At 64.8% G+C, this 22716-nt stretch carries 22 protein-coding genes; 15 read left to right on the top strand and 7 right to left on the bottom strand.

Annotated elements, in window-relative coordinates; translation table 11 throughout:
• Window positions 1–16: 16 nt before the first annotated feature.
• Together MVC20_RS02790 and mdoH are read right to left on the bottom strand one after the other, a co-directional pair.
• Window positions 17–607, bottom strand: a complete 591-nt coding sequence (locus MVC20_RS02790; protein WP_297538225.1) for a YceI family protein — start codon at window positions 605–607, stop codon at window positions 17–19.
• A gap of 28 nt (window positions 608–635) precedes the next feature.
• Complete coding sequence (mdoH, locus tag MVC20_RS02785) at window positions 636–2426, bottom strand: glucans biosynthesis glucosyltransferase MdoH (RefSeq protein WP_297538224.1); 1791 nt, start codon at window positions 2424–2426, stop codon at window positions 636–638.
• Between the two features lie 162 nt (window positions 2427–2588).
• Here mdoH and MVC20_RS02780 point away from each other — a divergent pair, with 162 nt between their 5' ends.
• From MVC20_RS02780 to MVC20_RS02760, 5 genes are all read left to right on the top strand, one after another.
• Window positions 2589–2984 carry a 6-carboxytetrahydropterin synthase gene (locus tag MVC20_RS02780; protein WP_297538223.1) on the top strand — a complete coding sequence of 132 codons (396 nt, stop codon included), beginning with the start codon at window positions 2589–2591 and terminating at the stop codon, window positions 2982–2984.
• Window position 2985: 1 nt separating this feature from the next.
• Window positions 2986–3765: a class I SAM-dependent methyltransferase gene (locus tag MVC20_RS02775; RefSeq protein WP_297538222.1), complete on the top strand. Its 780-nt coding sequence runs from the start codon at window positions 2986–2988 to the stop codon at window positions 3763–3765.
• Window positions 3766–3872: 107 nt separating this feature from the next.
• The gene (locus tag MVC20_RS02770; protein WP_297538221.1) at window positions 3873–4691 is read left to right on the top strand and encodes a RibD family protein; all 819 of its coding nucleotides are present in this window, start codon (window positions 3873–3875) and stop codon (window positions 4689–4691) included.
• A gap of 5 nt (window positions 4692–4696) precedes the next feature.
• On the top strand, window positions 4697–5662 hold the full coding sequence (locus MVC20_RS02765; RefSeq protein ID WP_297538220.1) for a zinc-binding alcohol dehydrogenase: 966 nt from the start codon (window positions 4697–4699) through the stop codon (window positions 5660–5662).
• Window positions 5652–6716: a glycosyltransferase family 4 protein gene (locus MVC20_RS02760; RefSeq protein ID WP_297538219.1), complete on the top strand. Its 1065-nt coding sequence runs from the start codon at window positions 5652–5654 to the stop codon at window positions 6714–6716. The genes MVC20_RS02765 and MVC20_RS02760 overlap by 11 nt, the downstream gene beginning before the upstream one ends.
• Here MVC20_RS02760 and MVC20_RS02755 read toward each other — a convergent pair.
• On the bottom strand, window positions 6698–7705 hold the full coding sequence (locus tag MVC20_RS02755) for a helix-turn-helix domain-containing protein (protein WP_297538218.1): 1008 nt from the start codon (window positions 7703–7705) through the stop codon (window positions 6698–6700). The two genes, MVC20_RS02760 and MVC20_RS02755, sit on opposite strands and share 19 nt — an antisense overlap.
• Window positions 7706–7851: 146 nt before the next feature.
• On the opposite strand from MVC20_RS02755, the gene MVC20_RS02750 reads away from it, so the two are divergent.
• The 9 genes from MVC20_RS02750 to MVC20_RS02710 all read left to right on the top strand — a co-directional run bounded on the left by MVC20_RS02750 (window position 7852) and on the right by MVC20_RS02710 (window position 19523).
• The gene (locus tag MVC20_RS02750; protein ID WP_297538217.1) at window positions 7852–9087 is read left to right on the top strand and encodes an N-acetylmuramoyl-L-alanine amidase; all 1236 of its coding nucleotides are present in this window, start codon (window positions 7852–7854) and stop codon (window positions 9085–9087) included.
• A gap of 112 nt (window positions 9088–9199) precedes the next feature.
• Window positions 9200–11704 carry a PBP1A family penicillin-binding protein gene (locus tag MVC20_RS02745; RefSeq protein WP_297538328.1) on the top strand — a complete coding sequence of 835 codons (2505 nt, stop codon included), beginning with the start codon at window positions 9200–9202 and terminating at the stop codon, window positions 11702–11704.
• A 64-nt stretch (window positions 11705–11768) separates the two neighbouring features.
• Window positions 11769–12896 carry a peptide chain release factor 2 gene (gene prfB / locus MVC20_RS02740; protein ID WP_297538216.1) on the top strand — a complete coding sequence of 376 codons (1128 nt, stop codon included), beginning with the start codon at window positions 11769–11771 and terminating at the stop codon, window positions 12894–12896.
• Window positions 12897–13060: 164 nt separating this feature from the next.
• Entirely contained in the window at window positions 13061–13285 is a 225-nt protein-coding gene (locus tag MVC20_RS02735) for a twin-arginine translocase TatA/TatE family subunit (protein ID WP_297538215.1), read from the top strand.
• A gap of 7 nt (window positions 13286–13292) precedes the next feature.
• Window positions 13293–13787, top strand: coding sequence for a Sec-independent protein translocase protein TatB (tatB, locus tag MVC20_RS02730; RefSeq protein ID WP_297538214.1), 495 nt, complete (start codon window positions 13293–13295; stop codon window positions 13785–13787).
• Window positions 13784–14713, top strand: a complete 930-nt coding sequence (locus MVC20_RS02725) for a twin-arginine translocase subunit TatC (protein WP_297538213.1) — start codon at window positions 13784–13786, stop codon at window positions 14711–14713. The genes tatB and MVC20_RS02725 overlap by 4 nt, the downstream gene beginning before the upstream one ends.
• On the top strand, window positions 14714–15550 hold the full coding sequence (locus MVC20_RS02720) for an ATP-binding protein (RefSeq protein WP_037271460.1): 837 nt from the start codon (window positions 14714–14716) through the stop codon (window positions 15548–15550).
• 112 nt (window positions 15551–15662) lie between these two features.
• A complete protein-coding gene (uvrA, locus tag MVC20_RS02715; protein ID WP_297538212.1) occupies window positions 15663–18521 on the top strand; it encodes an excinuclease ABC subunit UvrA in 2859 nt (952 codons plus the stop codon).
• Between the two features lie 3 nt (window positions 18522–18524).
• Window positions 18525–19523 carry a DUF4105 domain-containing protein gene (locus MVC20_RS02710; protein WP_297538211.1) on the top strand — a complete coding sequence of 333 codons (999 nt, stop codon included), beginning with the start codon at window positions 18525–18527 and terminating at the stop codon, window positions 19521–19523.
• A gap of 19 nt (window positions 19524–19542) precedes the next feature.
• Here MVC20_RS02710 and MVC20_RS02705 read toward each other — a convergent pair whose 3' ends face one another.
• The 4 genes from MVC20_RS02705 to MVC20_RS02690 form a co-directional block, all read right to left on the bottom strand.
• Window positions 19543–19860, bottom strand: a complete 318-nt coding sequence (locus MVC20_RS02705) for an excinuclease ABC subunit A (protein WP_297538210.1) — start codon at window positions 19858–19860, stop codon at window positions 19543–19545.
• A gap of 87 nt (window positions 19861–19947) precedes the next feature.
• On the bottom strand, window positions 19948–20151 hold the full coding sequence (locus tag MVC20_RS02700) for a DUF2892 domain-containing protein (RefSeq protein ID WP_297538209.1): 204 nt from the start codon (window positions 20149–20151) through the stop codon (window positions 19948–19950).
• A 114-nt stretch (window positions 20152–20265) separates the two neighbouring features.
• A complete protein-coding gene (gene xth / locus MVC20_RS02695; protein WP_297538208.1) occupies window positions 20266–21048 on the bottom strand; it encodes an exodeoxyribonuclease III in 783 nt (260 codons plus the stop codon).
• 62 nt (window positions 21049–21110) lie between these two features.
• The gene (locus MVC20_RS02690) at window positions 21111–21434 is read right to left on the bottom strand and encodes an iron-sulfur cluster assembly accessory protein (RefSeq protein WP_297538207.1); all 324 of its coding nucleotides are present in this window, start codon (window positions 21432–21434) and stop codon (window positions 21111–21113) included.
• A gap of 80 nt (window positions 21435–21514) precedes the next feature.
• Here MVC20_RS02690 and MVC20_RS02685 point away from each other — a divergent pair, with 80 nt between their 5' ends.
• The gene (locus MVC20_RS02685; protein ID WP_297538206.1) at window positions 21515–22684 is read left to right on the top strand and encodes a deoxyguanosinetriphosphate triphosphohydrolase; all 1170 of its coding nucleotides are present in this window, start codon (window positions 21515–21517) and stop codon (window positions 22682–22684) included.
• The last annotated feature ends 32 nt before the right edge of the window (window positions 22685–22716 follow it).

Here is a 22716-nt window from a genome sequence, read left to right as displayed (position 1 = left end):
GTCGCGCGGCGGGTGATCAGTCGGCGCGGATCGCCTCGAATTCGAGAATGATGCTGACCGCATCGCCCACGAAATCGGGCAGGGCATAGGTGCTGCCGAAATCGCTGCGCAGGATTTCAGCCGTGGCGGAGATGCCGAGCGTTTCCTTGCCATGGCAACAGGGGTAGTCGGCGCGTTTGTTGAGGGTCACATCGAGGGTCACGGGCTGGGTCACGCCCCGGATCGTGAGATCGCCGGTGACGGTGCCGGTGGTCTCGGAGGTGGGGGTGCTGTCGGTGGCGGTGAAGGTGATCATCGGATGGGCGCCCGCGTCGAGAAAGTCGGTGGAGCGGACATGCTCGTCGCGCTTCTCGTGATCCGTATCGACGCTGCCCGCGCCGATGCGGGCGGTCACGTCGCCCAGGTCCTGTGTGTCGGGATCGTAGGTAAAGCTGCCTTCGATGTCTGAAAACCGGCCGAGGACCTTGGCATAGCCTGCGTGCATGATGGTAAAGGCCACGACCGCATGGTCGGGGTCGATCTGCCATGTCGCGGGTTCGGCCTGTGCGGGGGGCGCGAGGCCAAGGGCCAGCGTTGCGCCGAGGGCTGTCAGTCTGAAGGCGGTCATGCGGTATCTCCCTTGTGTGGCTCAGGCGTCAGGCGGTGTTGGCGTGGATGGTCTGGTCATGCCGCGCGGGGCGGCGATCCTCGGGGATGTCGAAAAGGCCGGTGGATTGCGACCAGCGGCTGAGGCGGGGCAGGGTGGTGAGCACCGCCACCGGAATGGACAGGGTCAGCGCCAGCAGCACCGGCGCGCCAAAGATCAGCGCCCAAGGGGCCTGAACCCAGAACCAGAGGCAAAGCCCCGCGCCCAGCAGGGTTTGCGGCCAGAGCACGCGCGCGGCCTCATGCCATTCGAGGCGCTCGCGCGAGCGTTGTTGCGCGCTCCAGCCGATGCGCTGGCCAAAGATCAGACCGATGGCGAATTGCGTGAGCGCGACCGCCACGACCGGCGAGGTGAGCATCGAAAAGACAATCTCGACCAGCCCGCCCGCCAGCACGCGGGCGCGCCCGCCATAGGCCGCCGAGCGCGCGGGCGAGGCCAGCACTTGCGCCAGCCCCATGAGTTTGGGGCTGAGGCTGAGCGTCATCAGCACGGCAAAGAGGGCGAGACCGGCAGCGGCGGGAATGGCGTTGATCTGGTCGACGGTGCCAGCCAAGGCCGCGCCGATCAGGATGAAGGCAATCCACGCGGGAGAGCTGATATACATGAGGATTGCCAGCACCAGTTGCAGGCGGCTCACGGGTTTGAGGCCGGGCATGGACAGCAGTTTGAAATACTGCAGGTTGCCATTCATCCAGCGGAGTTCGCGGCGGATGAAATCGACCAGGCTGGGGGGATTTTCCTCGTAGCTTTCGGATTCCTCGGCCAGAACGCGCACCTCGTATCCGGCGCGGCGCATGAGCACCGCCTCGACCTGATCATGGCTGAGGATCGCGCCCGAAAGCGGCCCGCGCCCGGCGAGCACCGGCAACATGCAATGGTCGCGGAAGGGGGCGGTGCGGATCACGATGTTATGCCCCCAGTTGGGGCCGCAATCGCCCTGCCACCATGCGGAACCAAGCGTATAGGAGCGCATGCCGTGGCGCATGCCGAACTGAAAGGCGCGGGTAAAGAAGCTGCGGGCGGGCAGGCCGGTCACGAGGCTTTGCAACATGCCGATTTCGGGGCTGGCCTGCATCACGCGGATCAGGCGAAAGACGGTTTCGGCCCCCATTTCGCTATCGGCGTCGAGCGGCAGGAAAAGGTCGCTCTCGCCTTGCGGACCATGCAGGAATTCCGCGATATTGCCGGCCTTGTAGCCGGTGTTGTCGGTGCGGCGGCGGTAATAGATGGCCGCCATGGGCCGTGCGGCACGCCATTGCGCGATGCGCGCCTCTTCCTTGAGGGCGACGCGGGCGTCATCGGTATCGCTGAGCACATGGTAGGAAAAGCGCCCCGCATAGGGGCTGCGGGCGATTTCCTCTTCCAGGCGGCGCAGGCGGGCGATGGAGGCGTCCGGGTCTTCGTTGCGCAGCGGCATGACCACGGCGACCCGGGCCGTGATCGGCTCGTCGCCGCGGATGCGGGCAAGCGCCGGGGTGACATGAGCCGCGGCCGCCGCGCCATGGCGCAGGTCGAGCGCGAGGCCAAGGATGCTGTTCCACAGACCGATGGAAAGCCAGGGCAGGGTCAGAAGGAAGGCCGTGAGCATCGCACCTTCGGCCCATGTAATGCCGAGCGGCAGAAAGAGCGCGAACATCGCGGCAAAGAGTGCTGCGACCGTGACCACGTTGAGCGCCAGCACGATGCGGCGGCGGGTGGCCAGCGCGGGCGCACGCCGCAGATGCGGCGCAATCGGCGTCACGGCAGGCGCGGTCGGTCGGTTCGGGGTCAACTCTGTCACGATGGGTCTCTCGCGCTGATTGTGTGCCACAGTTATGGCGATGCTGGCGCAGGTCCAATGAAATTATTGTGCGCGCGCGGGGTTTTGCCGATGCGATCCCGAGGCTTGACGCAATCGGAGCGCGTGTTACGTCTCGCCTGCCATGCAAGGAAGGAAAGCCCCATGTTTGCCGTCGAAGTTCGCGATCACATCATGATCGCCCATTCCCTGCCCGATCCCGTCTTTGGCCCCGCGCAGGGGGTGCATGGGGCGACATTCGTGGTCGATGCCGCATTCTACACCGAGGATATTGATGCGCATGGGCTGGTGGTGGACATCGGCCTTGCGTCGGAGGCGCTGGCGCGGGTGCTGGCACCGTTGCGCTATGGCAATCTGGACGACAAGCCCGAGTTCAAGGGCAAGTTCACCACAACGGAATTCCTGTGCCATCACATCTGGACCGGGCTGCGCGACATTGCCCGCGCCGAGGGTCTGGGCGATGCGGGGCGATTGGCCCGTATCCGGGTGATGCTGCACGAAAGCCATGTGGCGCGCGGCTGGTACGAGGCGGACATCTGAGATGGGGTTTGACCCCCGATGGCTGGCGCTGCGGGAACCGGCGGACGGGGTGGCGCGGGATGCGTCGCTCTTGCGCCGCGCCGTGGCGCTGGCTGGGCCGGGGGGCTGCGTGCTCGACCTTGGGTGCGGCACCGGATCGACCTTGCGCGCCTTTGAGGATGTCGGGGCCTCGGGCGCGGGGTGGCGTCTTTTCGACAATGACGCGGACCTGCTGGCGCGGGCGGCGGTGCTGCATCCGGAGGCGAAAATCTGTCAGGGGGATCTGGCGGAGATCGACGCCCTGCCGCTTGGGGGTGTGCGGCTGGTGACGGCCTCGGCGCTCTTTGACCTCGTGTCGCGGGACTGGGTCGCGGCATTGGCGGCGCGGTTGGCGGCGCAAGGCGCGGCGCTCTATGCCGCGCTCAGCTATGACGGCGTGATGCGCTGGTCGCCCGAGGATGCGGAGGATGCGGCGATCACCGCGCAGTTCAACGCGCATCAGCGGGGCGACAAGGGCTTTGGCGCGGCCCTTGGCCCGGAGGCGGCAGAGACCGCTGCCGGGATATTCGCGTCGCTGGGTTACGAGGTGCATCTCGCGCCAAGCCCATGGCGGTTGGGGCCGGAGGTGGCGGAGATGCAGAGCCTGCTGCTCGCGGGGATTGCGCAGGCGGCGGGCGAGGCGGGATACACCGGGGCAGAGGGCTGGCAGGCGCGGCGCCTGCGGGCGCTTGCCGGGGGATGGGCGGAAATCGGCCATCTCGACCTATTGGCGGTGCCGCCGGGGGATGGCCGACGGGCATGACATTTTTGAAAACCCGTCTATCTCTGCTATGCAGACCATAACGCGACCCGCCTTGGCCTGCGCAACCCTGACGATCAACCGATACGCAACGCGAAACGGAGACCCGGATGCAGAGTGCTGAAGTCACCCCCAAGGTCTGGGAGCATATTCTTGCGGCGCGCGCGGGGCGGGCGTGCCTGTGTTGCGGGGAGTGGGCGACGGGCGAGCGCGCGGCGATGGCGCTCTATGGGTCGATGCTGGCCGCGCCCGGCACGCCGCAGGTCGTGGCGCAGATCGGGCAATCGCTGGACGGGCGGGTGGCCACCGTCACGGGCGATGCGGCGGATGTGTCAGGCCCGGACGGGCTGGCGCATCTGCACCGGATGCGCGCGCTGGTCGATGCGGTGATCGTGGGCGTCAAGACCGCCCTGCACGACGACCCGCGCCTGACCGTACGTCTGGTGCCGGGGCAGAATCCGGCGCGGGTGGTGATTGATCCCTCGGGGCGGTTGCCGAATGACGCGCGTTTGTTCGCAGAGGACGGCACGCGTCGGATCGTCATTCAGGAGGTGGACAAGCCGCGCCCCGAGGGTGTCGAGATCATCCGCCTGCCGCGCAAGGACTGGATTTCGCCCCCTGCCATTGTCAGCGCCCTGCGCAAACTGGGGCTGCATCATCTGATGGTGGAGGGCGGGGCCATCACGATCGCGCGTTTCATAGAAGCGGATATGCTGGCGCGGCTGCATGTGGCGGTGGCGCCGCTCTTGATCGGGGCGGGGCCGCAGGGCCTGACCACGCGCCCCGTGGCGCGGCTGGCGCAGGCGCGGCGGCCCGAAACGCAGGTTTACGGACTTGGTTCGGACGTGCTCTTTGATTGCGTGATGGGCGCGCGGGTGGCGGCGGAGGTCTGGCCGCATGCGCGCCAGCCGGCCGCGCGGCTGGGGTGAGGGGCATGGCGCAAGCGGCGCGCGCGCTCTGGATCGTGGCGCCGGGGCAGGTGGAGCTGCGCCCCGTGGCGGTAGAGCCGGGGCCGGACGATGTCGTGGTCGACACGCTCTACACCGGGATCAGCCGGGGCACCGAGCGGCTGGTTTTCGAGGGCCGGGTGCCCGAGAGCGAGCACGCCACGATGCGCGCCCCATTGCAGGAGGGCGCGTTTCCCGCGCCGGTCAAATACGGCTATTGCGCCGTGGGGCGCGTGAGCACGGGGGATCGGGCGGGGCAGGTGGTCTTTGTGCTGCACCCGCATCAGACATGCTTTGCCTGCCCCGCGCAAATGGCGGTGCCGGTGCCGGATTGCGTGCCGCCTGCGCGGGCGGTGCTGGCGGCCAATATGGAAACCGCGCTCAATATCCTGTGGGATGCGCAGGTGGCACCTGGCGACCGGGTGGCGGTGATCGGCGCGGGCACGGTGGGGGCGCTCGTGGGCTATCTTGCGGCGCGGGTGCCGGGAACGGATGTCACCTTGATTGACCGCGACGGGGCGCGGGCTGCGCTGGCCGAAGCGTTCGGGTGTCGGTTTGCGCAGCCTGAGGCGGCGCAGGGCGATGCGGATGTGGTGATCCATGCCACGGCCAGCCCCGCAGGGCTTGGCACGGCGATCAGGATTGCGGGGGTCGAGGCGCGGGTGGTCGAGGCCAGCTGGTATGGCAGCGGCGAGATCGGGGTTGCCCTTGGTGGTGCGTTTCACCAGCGGCGGTTGCAGATCATCTCGTCCCAGGTGGGGCGTATCCCGGCCAGCCATGCGGCACGCTGGGATTATCGGCGGCGGATGGAGGTGGCGCTGCGGCTCTTGGCCGATCCGGTGCTGGATCGGTTGATTTCGGGCGAGACCCGGTTTGACGATCTGCCGCGCGACTACCCGGCGATCCTGGCCGCGGCGGACACCCTCTGCCATCGGGTGCGCTATGGCGCGTGAGGCGGGGCGCGCGTTGGCCTTTGCCGTGCCGGGTGATCCGGAGCTGACGACGGGGGGATACCTCTACGACCGGCGGTTGGCGGAGGCATTGGTGGCGCGGGGTATCAGGCTGCGGCATCTGCGGTTGGGGGACAGTTTTCCGCATCCCGATGCGCGCGACATGGCGGATGCGCTGGCGCAACTGGGTGCGTTGCCGCGCGACTGTCCGGCCCTGGTGGACGGGCTGGCCTATGGCGCGCTCGACCCGGACGGGGTGGCGCGTCTGGCGGCCCCGATGGTGGCGCTGGTGCATCATCCCCTCGCGCTGGAACCGGGGCTGAGCGCGCCACAGGCGCAGGCCATGGCCGCGCGGGAGCGGGCCAACCTGAGCCGGGCGCGGCATATCGTGGTGACGAGCGGGCATATCGCGGGCCTCTTGCAAGAGACTTATGGTGTGGCACCGGAACGGATCAGCGTGGCGCGGCCGGGGTTTGTGGCCCCGAACCTGCGCCCGGTGCCGGAGGTGCCACCGCTGATCCTGTCGGTGGGGCTCTTGGCGCGGCGCAAGGGGCATGACGTGCTCTTGCGGGCCTTGGCGCGGATCACCGATCTGGATTGGCGGGCGGTGATTGTCGGGCGCTTGCACGAGCCCGGGACAGTGGCGGCGTTGCGCGCGCTGCGGGCCGATCTGGGGTTGTGGGACCGGGTCGAGATCGCGGGGGAGATTACGCAGACGGCGCTGGAGGCGCTGTATGGGCGCGCCACGCTCTTTGCGCTGGCGACGCGTTACGAGGGCTATGGCATCGTGTTTGACGAGGCGATGGGCCATGGGCTGCCGATCATCAGCACGCAGGCGGGGGCGGTGCCAGAGACGGTGGCCCCCGGCGCGGGCATTCTGGTGCCGCCCGAGGATGACGCGGCCTTTGGCGAGGCGCTGCGGCGGATGCTGAACGAGCCTGCGTTGCGGGCAGGCTGCGCCTTGGCGGCGCGGCAGGCGGCGGCGGGCTTGGGCGATTGGGCGGCGGCGGCGCAGGTGGTGGCCGACGCGGTGCGGGTTCACACCTCGGCGGAGTAGTCGAGCACGCGCTCGCGGTGTTTGCCGCGCAGGTCAGAGGGCGTCACGCCGTAGAATTTCTTGAACGCCGTGGAGAGCGTGCCGGTCGAGCCAAAGCCGGTGGCGGTGGCGATGTCGATCAGCGGCAATTTCGTGCTCTGGATCAGGTGATGGGCGCGGCGCACGCGCAACTGTTTGTAGTAATGCCCCGGCGAGGTTTCGAACACGGCGCGGAAACGGCGCTCGAGGCAGCGCTGCGAGGTGTCGACCTCATCGGCGATGTCCGCGATGGAGAGCGGCTCGCTCAGGTTGTCTTCCATGATGGCGAGGGCATCCGACACGGCCTTGTCAAAGAATTTGTGGAACGCCTCGGGGGCGAAGGGCTGTGTGCTGGAACTGGTGCGGATTTCCGGCAAGAGCAGGTGACGGCCGATTTCGGTGATTTCCGACACGGGCAGGTCGCGGGCCAGGAGCCCGATCACAAGCTCGGCCGTGGCTGCGCGCCCGGCGGCGGTGATGATGCCGTTGGAAAACTCCGACAGGTTCTCGGTCAGGCGCGGCTGATCCTGGGTCTCGCGCAGGATCACGGCATCGGCCCAATGGGTCGTGACGGCGCCGGTTTCGATCTGGGTGCGCGAAATGAAGGTGGTCGCGGCATCCGCCAGCAGGATCACCGAGCGCCCGAGCCGCCGCATGCTGCGGATTCGTGCCATCCAGACGGCCGGATCGGCCGTTTTCGAGGCGATGACGATCAGGAAATCCGCGAGGCAGTGATCGGGGATGACCGGCTCGGCCCGCACGAGCCCGGCACCGCTGCTTTGCACGAGGCCGGGACGGTCGGAGATGATGCGCCAGCCGAAATGCTCAGCGCCATGCACCTTGTTGGCGATTTGCAGGGTGTGGATGATCGAGGCCAGTTCGAGATCGCAGTATTTGCGCTGCACGAAGATTTCAAAGAGAACCTTTGGGTCCTCTGCGGTGACGATGGGGCGTGGGCTTTGGCTGGTCATGGCGATTCTATAGACCGGAATGTGCGGGATAAAAACCTTGATTGATCGTGCGGCAGGATCAAGCGCTTGTTGCACGGGACATCGGGGCTGTTGCGTCGAGCGGTGCTCGTGTATCCTGTGGGCGAACACGAACCGGGAAACGGCGGATGAGCAGGATCATTGGCATGGGGCTGGCGCTTGCGCTGGCGATCGGCGGCGCGGGTGTGCGCGCGCAGGAGGCTGCGTTCAGCGGTCTGGCGCGGCTCGATGCCGAAGGCAGCGCCATCGCGGACACGGCGCGCGGGGTCGAGATGACCCTGAGCCTGTCGCAGGGCGTGCCCTACCGTGTCTATACGCTCGATGCGCCGCCGCGCCTCGTGCTTGATTTTCAAGAGGTGGATTGGCAGGGGATCGGAGCGCGCGATCTGATTGCGGGGGCGCGGGTCAAGGGCTTGCGATTGGGTCAGATCCGGCCCGGTTGGTCGCGCATGGTGGCGGACCTGGACGCGCCCTATCCTCTGGATCGGGCCGGGCTGGAGATCGACCGCGCAAGCGGGCGGGCGGCTCTGCGGGTCGTGCTTGGGGCGGCGGATGCCGAACGCTTTGCCGCCACGGCGGGCACGCCTGCGTTGCCCGGGTGGGACCTGCCCGACCCCAAGACCGCGTTGGCGGCTGCACCTGTCCGGGTGCCGGGCGCGGGGCCGCTGGTGGTGGTGCTTGATCCGGGGCATGGCGGGATTGATCCGGGCGCCCAGGAGGGCGCGTTGACCGAAAAGGAGCTGATGCTGCAATTCGCGCAGGAATTGCGCGATGAATTGCTGCGGGCGGGGGGATTCGAGGTGGTTCTGACGCGCGAGCGCGACGAGTTCGTGAGCCTCGAGCGGCGCGTGGCGCTGGCGCATTGGGCCGGTGCGGATGTGTTTCTGTCGCTTCATGCCGATGCGCTCTCGGGGGCGCAGGCGCGCGGGCTGTCGGTCTATACGCTGTCCGAGAGTGCCTCGGACAAGGCCAGTGCTGCGCTCGCCGAACGGCACAATCGTGCCGATATGCTGGCCGGTGTGGACCTGAGCGGCAAGGACGATGTGGTGGCCGATGTGCTGATGGATCTGGCGCGGGTCGAGACGCAGCCGCGCACCGCGCATCTGGCGCAGGCCTTGATCGAGAGCTTTGCCGCTCAGGATGTGCCGCTCTTGACGCGGCCGTTGCGGCGGGCGGGGTTTTCGGTGTTGAAGGCCCCCGATATTCCGTCGGTCCTGATTGAATTGGGGTTTCTGTCCAGCCCGCGCGATCTGGCGCGGTTGCGCGATGAAGAGGGGCGGGCCCGGATCGCCACGGCCCTGCGTATGGCGCTGACCGCATGGCGGGATGCGGACGTCGCGCGCGCGGGATTGGTCCGCCAGTGACGGGGGCGGAGGCCCTGACCCGGCGGAATGTGGCGCGCGGGTCCGCCCATTCCCTTTTGACCCCGAGGGCCGCTATGCCTATATCGGGGCCAGCAAGCATGCGGGGGCGCTTTTGATACGTGCGATTCTCAGCCTTTTCGGCACTGTCTTTAGTTTGATCACGCTCGTGGTGGTGGTGATCGGGCTGAGCATTGGTGCCGTGCTGCATATCTATGGTCAGGATTTGCCCAGCCATGAGAGCCTTGCCAATTACACGCCACCGACCATCAGCCGGATTTATTCGGGCGAGGGGCGGATCATCGACGAATTCGCGCGCGAGCGGCGGTTGTTCACGCCGGCCGAGGATATTCCCGACCTTGTGAAACAGGCATTCATCAGCGCGGAGGACAAGAATTTCTACACACATGGCGGTTACGACGCGGTGGGTATCGCCTCGGCCATTGTGGATGCGGTCAAGTCACGGGGGCGCAATGTGCGCGGGGCCTCGACCATCACGCAGCAGGTGATGAAGAATTTCCTCTTGTCCGGCGACCGGCAGATGGAGCGCAAGATCAAGGAGATCATTCTGGCCACGCGGATCGAGGAGACGCTGAGCAAGGACGAGATTCTCGAGCTCTATCTCAACGAGATTTTTCTGGGTCAGAACAGCTATGGCGTGACTGCCGCCGCGCAGACCTATTTCAACAAGACCCTGACCGAATTGGCCCCGCATGAGGCCGCCACCATCGCCGCGATGCCGAAAGCGCCGAGCGATTATCACCCGGTGCGCGAGAAGGAGCGGCTCTTGGATCGCCGCAATTTCGTGCTGCGGGAGATGTTCGAGAATGGCTATCTGACGCAGGCGGCCTATGAGCAGGAGCGCGAAGCGCCCCTGCGGAGTGTGCAGAATGGCGATTTCCCGCCGTTCAGCGCCGAGTTGCCGCCGCGCGATTATTTCACCGATGAGATCCGGCGTCAGTTGAGCGCCGATTTCGGCGAGGGTGAATTCTTTACCGGCGGTCTGTCGGTGAGGGCGACCATTGATCCCGAGATGCAGGTCTTTGCCGCGCGGGCGCTGCGGCGCCAGTTGGAGAATTACGACCGGGGCCAGGGGCGCTGGCGCGGCACGGGCGAGAGCCTGCCTGCCGAGGTTCTGGACGATGAGGCCGCGTGGCGCGCGGCGCTGTCCGCGCTGAGCGTGGCGCGGGACATTGATCTGGATGGCGTGTGGCATCCGGCGGTGGTGCTGGGGATCGGCGATCAGGCCATGCAAGTGGGGATCGAGGGCGTCGAGGGTGTGCAGGAGGTGCCGCGCAGCGACATCAAATGGCTGCCCAAGGATTTCAAAGCGACCTTTGATCTGGGCGATGTGGTGCATGTGCGCGCCGTCACCAAGGATGGGGAATTCGTGAACTGGTCCCTGCGGCAGGTGCCCGAGGTGCAGGGCGGCTTTGTCGCGATGGATGTGAACACGGGCCGCGTGATTTCCATGCAGGGCGGGTTTTCCTATCAGGCCTCGGTGTTCAACCGGACCACGCAGGCGTTGCGGCAGCCGGGTTCGTCCTTCAAGCCGTTCGTTTATGCCGCCGCGCTTGACAGCGGCTATTCGCCCGCGACCATCGTGATCGACGCCCCGATCGAGATCAACACGCCTCAGGGTCTGTGGCGGCCGCGCAATTCGTCAAACAAGTTTTACGGCCCGACACCGCTGCGCACGGGCATCGAACAGTCGCGCAACCTGATGACCATCCGCCTTGCGCAGGAGGTGGGTATGGATGTGATCGCGGATTATGCCGAGCGCTTTGGTGTCTACGAGAACATGGGGCGGTTTCTGGCCAATTCGCTGGGGTCCGAGGAAACCACGCTTTACAATATGGTCGCGGCCTATGCGATGTTTGCCAATGGCGGTGAGCGGGTGCGCCCCACCCTCGTGGACCGCGTGCAGGATCGCTATGGCAAGACCGTCTATCGCCACGATCAGCGCGATTGCGTCGATTGCGATACCCCGGACATTCCTGGCGATCGCGGGCCGCGTATCGTGTCGGATCGGGAACGCGTGATGAATGCGGTCACGGCCTATCAGCTGACCTCGATGCTCAAGGGCGTGGTGGATCGTGGCACGGCGGCGGGGGCGATCAACCTGCCGGTGCCCGTGGCGGGCAAGACCGGCACCACCAATGACGCGCGCGACGTGTGGTTCGTGGGCTTTACCAGCAATATCGCGGCGGGCTGTTACATCGGCCATGACCAGCCGCGCGGCCTTGGGCGGTCGGCCTATGGCTCGTCGCTCTGCGGGCCGGTGTTTCAGGAGTTCATGGAGGAAGCGATCAAGAAATACGGCGGCGGTCCGTTCGAAGTGCCGCCGGGCGGTCATTTCCTCAAGATCGACCGGTTCACCGGCGCGCGCCTCTCGGATGATGCGACCGGCGACAATGTGGTGTCCGAATATTTCCGTGATGGCGAGGAGCCGATTTTTGGTGTGACCTATGACGGGGGCTTTGCCATGGGCAATGACCTTGATCTCTTCTCTGCGGGCGAACGCGAGCAGGTGCAGGAGGTCACGACCTCGACCGGTGAGAAGGCTCAGGTGGGCAACAAGGCCAGTTTCGGGTCGTTGAGTTCGGGTGGCTTGTACTAGGGCTCTCTTGCCCGGCCCGGCGCGCTGCGCTATCACCCGCACCTGACCAGACAAGGACATTCCGATGCGCGCAGAAACCCAGAACCTCGTGGCCGAGATCCAAAAGTCGTTGGAGCTGTTGCGGCAGCGGCTTGGGTGGGAGACCGCCCGTCACCGGCTGGAGGAATTCAACGCGCGGGTCGAGGATCCGACGCTCTGGGATGATCCCGCCCGGGCGCAGGCGCTGATGCGGGAGCGGCAGGCGCTTGTCGATGCGCTCGAGACCCATGACAGCATCAAGCAGGAGTTGGAGGATCATCTGGGTCTGATCGAACTGGGCGAAGCCGAAAGCGACACCGAGGTCGTGGCCGAGGCCGAGGCCGCGATCAAGGCGCTGGCCAAGGTGGCGGCCGCCAAGGAGCTGGAGGCGCTGCTTGATGGTGAGGCGGATTCCAACGATACCTTTCTGGAGATCAACGCAGGGGCCGGTGGCACGGAAAGCTGTGACTGGGCCTCGATGCTGGCGCGGATGTATGTGCGTTGGGCGGAGAAGCGCGGCTATACCGTGGAATTGCAGTCGGAGTCGGCGGGCGATGAGGCGGGAATCAAATCCGCCGCCTACAAGATCAGCGGCCATAATGCCTATGGCTGGCTGAAGTCCGAATCGGGGGTGCACCGGCTGGTGCGGATTTCGCCCTTTGACTCGGCGGCCAAGCGGCACACGTCGTTTTCCTCGGTTTGGGTTTATCCGGTGGTGGACGACAATATCGAGATCGAGGTCAACCCGTCGGATATTCGCATCGACACCTATCGCAGCTCCGGGGCGGGCGGGCAGCACGTGAACACCACCGACTCGGCGGTGCGGATCACCCATATTCCCACGGGAATCGTGGTGACGAGTAGCCAGAAATCCCAGCACCAGAACCGCGACATCGCCATGAAGGCGCTGAAATCGCGGCTCTACCAGCTGGAACTGGACCGGCGCAACGCCGCCATCAACGAGGCGCATGATGCCAAGGGCGATGCCGGCTGGGGCAATCAGATCCGGTCGTATGTGTTGCAGCCCTATCAGATGGTCAAGGACCTGCGCACCGGGGTCGAGACATCGGATACCAAGGGGGTGCTCGATGGAGATCTGGACGAATTCATGGCCGCCACGCTGGCGATGAATGTCAGCGGCAAGAGCCGCGCCGAGGCGCAGGGGAGTGATTGACCGGGGCGGGCCAGCCTGATTAGGGTGCGGTCCGTGGAAATTTGTGGTGGAATCCGGGGCGCTCTGGTGCTTTGCCGCTTCCAACCGCCGGTACGAGCGACTAGATAGTTAAATGAAATTCCCGGGGACCCTGCAACCGACCCCCGAGAAAGGGAGAGATTGAAATGCTGAACAATATTGGCCTTCCGGGGCTTCTTCTGATCGCGGTGGTGGTGCTTGTGCTGTTTGGGCGCGGCAAGATTTCCTCGCTCATGGGCGAAGTGGGCAAGGGCATCACCTCGTTCAAGAAGGGCGTCGCCGAAGGCAGCAAGGAGCTGGAGGACGCGGACAAGCACAGTGCCGAGTCGGCGCGTGACGTGACCCCGGTCGAAGACAAAGACAAGGCCTGATCCCTAGATGTTCGATCTTGGCTGGACGGAGCTTCTGCTCATCGGCATCGTGGCCTTGATCGTCGTCGGGCCCAAGGACTTGCCCGGAATGTTCCGGGCCGTGGGCAATTTCGTGGGCAAGGCCAAGGGCATGGCCCGGGAATTCAGCCGGGCAATGAATGACGCCGCCGATCAGTCCGGCGTGGGTGACATTCAAAAGACCTTCAAATCCGCCGCGAACCCGATGAAAACCGCGATGGATGAGGTGCGCAAGACCACCGACAGCGTTACGCGCGATCTGAACGCGGCGACCAAGCCGCCGCTCAGCGCCGAACAGCAGGCGGCTGCCGAAAAGGCCCGCGCCGCGACCGCCGAGATGGCAGAGGCGCGCAAGGCGGCGAAAGCCGAAGCCGCGCCGGAGAAGGCGGCGGCAAAGCCCAAGGCACCCGCCAAGCCCAAGACGGCGGCCAAGCCCAAGGCGGCGGCCAAGGCCAAGAAGACCAAGGCAGGGGATGAGGCATGAGCCCGCAGGACGAGATCGAGGACAGCAGCGCGCCGCTGATCGAGCATCTGGCGGAACTGCGCACGCGGCTGATCCGTTCGGTCATCGCCTTTGTCATCGGGATCGTGCTGGCCTTTGCCGTGGCCGAGCCGATCCTGCAATTTCTGCTGGGACCGATTGAGGCCACGCTGCGCGAGTTGGGCGATCCCTCGCCCACGATGCAGTACACCAGCCCGCAGGAATATCTGTTTACGCTGTTTCGCATCTCGATGGTCTTTGGCTTTGCTCTGGCCTTTCCGGTCATCGGATTCCAGATGTGGCGCTTTGTGGCGCCCGGTCTTTACAAGCAGGAAAAGAACGCATTTTTGCCCTTCATGATCGCCTCGCCGATCATGTTTCTTCTGGGGGCGTCCTTTGCGCATTTCGTGGTGACGCCGCTCGCGATGGCGTTCTTTCTTGGCTTTGCCGATGTGCCGTCGCTGATCGCGGACCTGATGACAGGGCTGGTGGGGGCCGAGGCCGTGCCGGGGGTCGCTGCTGCGCCCGAGACATCGGGTATTCGCATCACCTTTTTCGGCAAGGTGAACGAGAGCCTCGATATTACGCTGAAATTCATCATTGCCTTTGGTCTCTGCTTTCAGTTGCCGGTGTTGCTGACGCTGATGGGCAAGGCGGGGCTGGTGAGTGCGGGTGGCCTCAAATCCGTGCGCAAATATGCCGTGATCGGGATTCTTGTTCTCGCCGCGTTGGTGACGCCGCCCGATGTGATGACGCAATTGATCCTCTTCGTGGTGGTTTATGGCCTCTATGAGGTTTCCATCCAGCTTGTGACCTGGGTCGAGAAAAAGCGGGAGGCGGAGCTGCGCGCACAGGGCTTGTGGTTCGACGAGGAAGAGGCTGAGGATGCAGCCGAGGCCGAGGCGTCCGAGGAAAAAGGCAAGATCTGAATGAGTGATCCGTTGGACCGTATCGCCGCCGCGCTGGAGCGGATGGCCCCGGCACCGCTTTCAGCCCCTGATTTTGACGCGGCGGATGCCTTTGTCTGGCATGTCAGCCCCGATCGGCTGGAGCCGGTGCGGCAGGTGAGCCGGGTCGATATGTCCCTCTTGGTAGGGGTGGACCGGTCGCGCGACACGCTGTTGCAGAACACGCTGCAATTCGCGCGGGGATTGCCTGCGAACAATGCGCTCCTCTGGGGGGCGCGGGGCATGGGCAAATCAAGCCTTGTCAAAGCGGTGCATGCGGCGGTGCGGGCGCAGGACCTGCCGCTCAAGATCGTGGAATTGCAGCGCGAGGACCTGCCGTCGGTCAGCCGCTTGTTGAACCTCTTGCGCGGGTCGGAGGCGCGGTTCCTGCTCTTTTGTGACGACCTGTCGTTTTCCCATGACGATCAGCATTACAAGTCGCTCAAGGCGGTTCTGGATGGCGGGATCGAGGGGCGGCCCGACAATGTGGTGTTCTATGCCACGTCGAACCGCCGCCACCTGATGCCGCGCGACATGATCGAGAACGAGCGGTCATCGGCGATCAACCCGTCCGAGGCGGTCGAGGAAAAAGTCTCGCTCTCGGATCGGTTCGGGCTGTGGCTGGGATTCCATGCCTGCGATCAGGATCAGTATCTGGCGATGATCCGGGGCTATTGCGATGCCTACGGCGTCGAGATCGACGACGAGACATTGCGCGCCGAGGCGATCGAATGGCAGGCCACGCGCGGGGCGCGGTCGGGCCGGGTGGCGTGGCAGTATTTCACCGATCTGGCGGGGCGGCGCGGCGTCGCGGTCTAATCCTTGCGCGGATTTCACGGAAACTTGCGCGTTCCCTTTATGTTCTCAGATTTGTCTTGGAAGCGGCGGCTCTCTCGCCTATGTGTGGGAGAGGTGAGTCCGGGGGGTCAGAATGGCCGATCTGAAATATATCGAGGTGCGCGGCGCGCGCGAGCATAACCTCAAGAACATCGACGTGGATATTCCGCGCGATCAGCTTGTGGTGATCACCGGGCTGTCGGGATCGGGGAAATCGAGCCTCGCCTTTGACACGATCTATGCCGAAGGGCAGCGGCGCTATGTCGAATCCCTCAGCGCCTATGCGCGGCAGTTCCTCGACATGATGGAAAAGCCGGATGTGGACCATATCAGCGGTCTGAGCCCGGCGATTTCCATCGAGCAAAAGACGACGAGCAAGAACCCTCGTTCCACTGTCGGCACGGTGACGGAGATCTACGATTACCTCCGGCTGCTCTTTGCCCGTGTCGGCACGCCCTATTCGCCCGCCACCGGCCTGCCCATCGAGGCGCAGCAGGTGCAGGATATGGTGGATCGCGTCATGGCGATGGAGGAGGGCACACGCGCCTATCTGCTGGCGCCCATCGTGCGCGACCGCAAGGGCGAGTATCGCAAGGAATTTCTGGAACTGCGCAAATCCGGGTTTCAGCGGGTCAAGGTGGACGGGAAGTTCTACGAGTTGGACGAGCCGCCCACGCTCGACAAGAAATTCCGCCATGACATTGACGTGGTGGTGGATCGTCTGGTGGTGAAGGACGGGTTGCAGACGCGGCTTGCGGACAGTTTCCGAACGGCGCTCGACCTGGCGGACGGGATTGCGGTGCTGGAATCCGCGCCCAAGGAGGGCGAGCCGGAGCGGGTGATCTTTTCCGAGAAATTCGCCTGTCCGGTCAGCGGGTTCACCATCCCAGAGATCGAGCCGCGGCTCTTTTCGTTCAACGCGCCCTTTGGCGCCTGCCCGGAATGTGACGGGCTGGGGGCGGAGCTGTTCTTTGACGAGCGGTTGGTGGTGCCGGATGAGGCGCTGAAACTGGCGGATGGGGCGATTGCACCCTGGCGCAAGGGCAAGAGCCCCTATTTCACGCAGACCATCAATTCCATTGCCAAGCATTACGAATTCGACCGTAACAGCCCGTGGAAAGACCTGCCGGCGCATGTGAAGCAGGTGTTCCTGCATGGGTCCGGCGAGGAAGAGATCAATTTCCGCTATGACGAGGGCGGGCGCGTTTATCAGGTGAGCCGGGTCTTTGAAGGCGTCATTCCCAATATGGAACGCCGCTATCGCGAGACCGATTCAAGCTGGGTGCGCGAAGAGTTCGAGCGTTACCAGAACAACAGGCCCTGTGGCGCCTGTGGCGGCTATCGCCTGCGGGCCGAGGCGCTTGCGGTGCGCATTGCGGGCCTGCACGTGGGGCAGGTGGTGCAGATGTCGATCCGCGAGGCGCTGGAGTGGTGCGGCACCGTGCCGGATCATCTGGGCAAGCAGAAGAACGAAATCGCGCGTGCCATTCTCAAGGAGATCAGCGAGCGGTTGGGGTTCTTGAACAACGTGGGCCTCGATTACCTGACGCTGAGCCGCAATGCGGGCACGCTGTCAGGGGGCGAGAGCCAGCGGATCAGATTGGCCAGCCAGATCGGCAGCGGGTTGACCGGGGTGCTCTACGTGCTCGACGAGCCGTCCATCGGCCTGCATCAGCGCGACAACGGGCGGCTGTTGCAAACGCTGCGCAATCTGCGGGATCAGGGCAATACGGTGATCGTGGTCGAGCATGACGAGGAGGCCATTCGCACCGCCGATTACGTGTTCGATATCGGTCCCGGTGCCGGGGTGCATGGCGGCCGCGTGGTCAGCCGCGGCACGCCCGAGGCGGTGGCCGCCGATCCGGCCTCGCTAACCGGGCAATACCTGTCGGGGGCACGCGAGATTGCGGTGCCAGAGGTGCGGCGCAAGGGCAACAAGAAGAAGCTGACCGTGGTCAAGGCGACCGGCAACAACCTCAAGGAGGTGACGGCCGAATTCCCGCTGGGGCAGTTTGTCTGTGTTTCGGGCGTGTCGGGCGGGGGCAAATCCACGCTGACGATTGAAACGCTGTTCAAGACCGCCTCGATGCGTCTGAATGGGGCGCGTCAGACGCCCGCGCCCTGTGAGACGATCAAGGGGCTCGAACATCTCGACAAGGTGATCGACATTGACCAGCGGCCTATCGGGCGCACCCCGCGCAGCAACCCGGCCACCTATACCGGGGCATTCACGCCGATCCGGGATTGGTTCGCCGGTCTGCCCGAGGCCAAGGCGCGCGGTTACAAGCCCGGGCGCTTTAGCTTTAACGTCAAGGGCGGGCGTTGTGAGGCCTGTCAGGGCGATGGGCTGATCAAGATCGAGATGCATTTCCTGCCCGATGTCTACGTGGAATGCGAGACCTGCAAGGGCGCGCGCTATAACCGCGAGACGCTGGAAATACGGTTCAAAGGCAAGAGCATAGCAGATGTTCTTGATATGACTGTGGAAGAGGCGCAGGAATTTTTCAAGGCGGTGCCAAGCATCCGCGAAAAGATGGATGCGCTGATGCGGGTGGGTCTTGGCTATATCAAGGTGGGCCAGCAGGCGACGACCCTCTCGGGCGGTGAGGCGCAGCGGGTGAAGCTGTCGAAGGAGTTGTCGAAGCGGTCCACGGGCCGCACGCTCTATATTCTCGACGAACCGACCACGGGGTTGCATTTCGAGGATGTGAACAAGCTATTGGAAGTGCTGCACGAACTGGTGGATCAGGGCAACTCGGTGGTGGTGATCGAGCATAACCTCGATGTGATCAAGACCGCCGACCATATCATCGATATCGGCCCCGAGGGTGGCGATGGCGGTGGCGAGATCGTGGCGTTTGGCACGCCCGAAGAGGTGGCGGAAGAGCCGCGCAGCCATACCGGGCGCTATCTCAAGGAGATATTGGCGGCGCGCCGTGTGGCGGCGGAATAGGGTGTGCGCCGGTTTCTAGGCTTGCTCGGACGGGGGGTCGGGGGGGCGCTGCTTCTGATCCTTGGGGTCTGGATCGGGCTGAGCCTGCACTTCCAGATCGCCGCGCCGCTCGTGTATCTTCTCTACTGTGGTCTGGCGGTAGCCATTCCGGGGGCTCTGCGGATGCTCTGGCGCGGGCAACTGGGCCGGGCATTCGGGCTGAGCGCTGTGGTGCTGGCGGTCTGGGCGCTGTGGTGGGGCAGTCTTGCGCCGCGACAGGAGCGGGACTGGATGGCGGAGGTTGCGCGCGGTGTCACCGCTGAGGCGCAGGGCGATGGTCTGGTGCTTGTGCGCAATATCCGGGACTTCCGCTGGTCCAGCCCGACCGAGGCAGTCGAGACCTGGTATGACCTCGTGGTTGATCCGGAGCAGATCACGTCTGTTGACATGATCATGTCGGTCTGGGACAGCCCGGAGATTGCGCATACGCTGGTCAGCTTCGGCTTTGCGGATGGGCGGCACATTGTCTTTTCCGGGGAAATCCGCAGGGAGGTGGGCGAAGAGTTTTCGGCCATTGGCGGATTCTTCAAGCGGTATGAGTTGGTCTTGATCGCTGCTGACGAGCGCGACATCGTGCATCTGCGCACCGATGCGCGGGGCGAGGCGGTCTCGCTCTATCCGGTCCAGATGGGGGCGGCACAGCGCGCGGCGCTGTTCGAGGCGTTTCTGGACTATGGAAATGCTCTGGCGCGGGAGCCGCGCTGGTATCACACGCTCTGGACCAATTGCACGACGATGCCCTATCGGCTGGTGCGGCAGGTTGCGGAGGGGGTGGTGTTCGATCTGCGGGTGATCCTGTCGGGGCGGTTGCACGGATACCTCTATGATCTGGGGGTGTTGCCGGGGGCGCAGACGACGCCGCTGGCAGAGTTGAAGGCGCGGGCCGCCCTGCCGCGCCGCCCTGTGGCGGGGATGAGCAGCGCAGACTATTCTGCGCTGCTGCGCCAAGGGTGGCGCGACTAGGGCGTGATCGGCCCGGGGGTTAGTTCAACACAGCCGCCGCGGCCCCGATCAGGTCGAGAACCTCGCGGGTTTCGCGGTTGACGCGGTAAATCTGATCACCGACGCGGTAATAGGTCTCGTTCCGGTCCAGACCGTAGCGACCGGGATTGCGCAGGATGATGTAATCGTCGCCGATACGGTCGCCGATGCGATAATACCCTTGCTTTTTCGCATGGCCGGGGGGCTGACAGCCATTGTGTTTCTTGGCCAGCCCCGGCGGGCAATGGCCGTGATCGGCAAAGGCGGGGGCACCGCCCAAGGTCATTCCCAGGATCAACAGGATCATCGTGTGTTTCATGGCCTGTCCTTTCTTTTGAGGGAAAGACATGGGCCTTGTCACGCCCGATGCCAAGGCCGGGCGTGAGCGATGGGCGAAACCTTGCCGTTACTTCTTGAGCGGGCAGGTCGAGAGACCGAGGATCGAATAGAGCGGGCAAGACGACATCAGGCCCGTCACGAGCGGAACGACCCCGATGAGGTAAAGCCAGCTATAGGCGCCTTCGCGGTTGAGCACGAAGCCCAAAAGCAGGGCAAGGCCGAGCAGGATACGCAGGGTGCGGTCGATGGAGCCGACATTCTTCTTGAGCATGGGATCACCTATGGCTTGAGGGGCGCGCAGGCCCGGTTGATGCGCCATTGTCGCATGCCGGGGAGGCGCCGGTCTGTGATCTGGTCACAGAGGCGATCGGATTTGTGCAGAGGCTCAGGCGTCGATTTCGACCCAGAGGGGGACGTGATCCGAGGGTTTGTCGTGGCCGCGAATATCCCTGTCGATGCCGCAATCGGTCATCAGGTCCGCCGCCTGTGGGCTAAGGAGGAAATGGTCGATGCGGATGCCGTCATTCTTGTTCCACGCGCCCGCCTGATAATCCCAGAAGGTGTAATGCCCCGGTCCCTGCACCCGCGCGCGGAACGCCTCGGTGAAGCCGAGATTGAGGATGCGGCGAAAGGCGGCGCGGCTCTCGGGACGGGCGAGCGCATCCTCGCGCCAGGCATCCGGGCGGGCGGCGTCCTCGTCCTGAGGGATGATGTTGTAATCGCCGCCCAGCAGCACCGGTTCCTCGGTGGCAAGAAGGGCGCGGGCGCGGGTGTAAAGCCGTTCCATCCAGGCGAGTTTGTAGTCGTATTTCGGTCCCGGTGCCGGGTTGCCATTGGGCAGGTAGAGACCGCAGAGGCGCAGCGCGCGATGCTCGCCCATCACGGTGGCCTCGATCCAGCGGGCCTGTTCGTCGCTGGCATCACCGGGCAGACCGCGGGTTACATCCTCGAGTGGCCGTTTCGAGAGGATCGCCACGCCGTTGAAGCCCTTTTGCCCGTGGGTCTCGACGTTATAGCCGCGCTCTTCGAAGATTTCGCGCGGGAAGCCGTCGTCGACGGATTTGATCTCTTGCAAGAGGGCCACGTCGGGGGTGGCGGCGTCGAGCCAGGCGGGCAAAGCCTCGATCCGGGCCTTGATGCCGTTGATGTTGAACGTGGCGATTTTCATGGCGCGGCCCCCTGTTCCCGATTGACCCCTCTATCGCGCAGGGGCGCGGGGGTGACAAGCGATCACATCGAAAAGGAGGTGCCGCAGCCGCAGGAGGAGGAGGCGTTGGGATTGTCGATGACAAAGCGCGCGCCGATCAGTTCCTCGGTAAAGTCAATCGTGGCCCCGGCGAGAAAGGGCAGGGAGACCGCATCCACGACCACCTTTTGCCCTTCGCCTTCGAGAATCAGGTCATCCTGCGCGGGCTGGTCGAGGCGGATGTCGTATTGAAAGCCGGAACAGCCGCCGCCCTCAACCGCGACGCGCAGGGCCTGTCCCTGATCGCTTGCGCCGATTTCGGCGAGGCGGGCGAAGGCGCGGGGGGTCACCTTGGGCGGCAATTGCATCGAGATGCTCCTGACTGGTTCACGTTTGCTGTCAGGTGCAATATATGGGGCCTGACCTCGGGCGACAAGGATTTGCAGCGATGACGGCCCCCTATGCCTCTGATCCCGCGCGGGTGCGTGGACGGCGTGTTCCGGAAGAGGAAAGCGCGTTTCGCTCGCCGTTTCAGCGGGACCGGGACCGGATCATCCATTCCAGCGCGTTTCGGCGGCTCAAGCACAAGACGCAGGTGTTCGTGGCGCATGAGGGGGATTATTTTCGCACGCGTCTGACGCATTCGATCGAGGTGGCGCAGGTGGCGCGCACGATTGCGGGTGCGCTCGGGCTGAATGGCGAACTGACCGAGGCGGTGGCACTGGCGCATGATCTGGGGCATCCGCCCTTTGCCCATGCGGGCGAAGATACGCTCGATGCGCTGATGGCACCCTATGGCGGGTTCGATCACAACGCGCAGGCGGTGCGGATCGTGACCGCGCTGGAGCGGCATTACGCCGAGTTTGACGGGCTCAACCTGACATGGGAGACGCTGGAAGGGCTGGCGAAGCATAACGGCCCTGTGACGGGGCCACTGCCCTATGCGCTCGCCGATTACAACGCGCGGCATGATCTGGAATTGCTGACCCATGCCAGTGCCGAGGCACAGGTGGCCGCGCTCTCGGACGACATCGCCTATAACAACCACGATCTGCATGACGGGCTGCGCGCGCGGTTGTTTGACGACGACGAGATTGCTGCTTTGCCCATCGTGGGCGATTGTTATGCCGAGGTGGACCGGCTCTATCCCGGGCTTGATCGCAAGCGCCGCCGGCATGAGGCCCTGCGCCGGGTGTTCGGGGTGATGGTGGGGGATGTGATTGCCCGCTCGCGGCATCTGCTGGAGACAGAAGCGGTCGTTTCCGTCGAGGAGGTGCGGCATCTGGGGCGTCCGGTGATCCGGTTCTCGGATGCGCTCTGGTCCGATTTGAAACAGATCCGGGCCTTTCTTTTCGCGCGCATGTATCGCGCGCCCTCGGTCAACGAGATGCGCGCGCGGGTGCATGGGGCGGTGAGCACGCTTTTCCCCCATTATCTCAACCGGCCCGAGCACTTGCCCGAAGAATGGCGGCGCGACGTGGCGCAGGCGGTGGATGAGACAGCCTTGGCGCGGCTGGTGAGCGATTATATCGCGGGCATGACGGATCGCTTTGCCTTGCAGGAATATGCACGTCTGACGGGCGAAGGTGTGCGGGATTTCGCCGATAACGGTGTCTAACCCTTTATAACTTAAAAGATTATACAGCGTGG

Source organism: Roseovarius sp. (assembly GCF_027019125.1).
Lineage (GTDB): Bacteria > Pseudomonadota > Alphaproteobacteria > Rhodobacterales > Rhodobacteraceae > Roseovarius.
The sequence above is the reverse complement of the archived record's forward strand: the minus strand, read 5'-3'. Positions and strand labels throughout refer to the sequence as shown.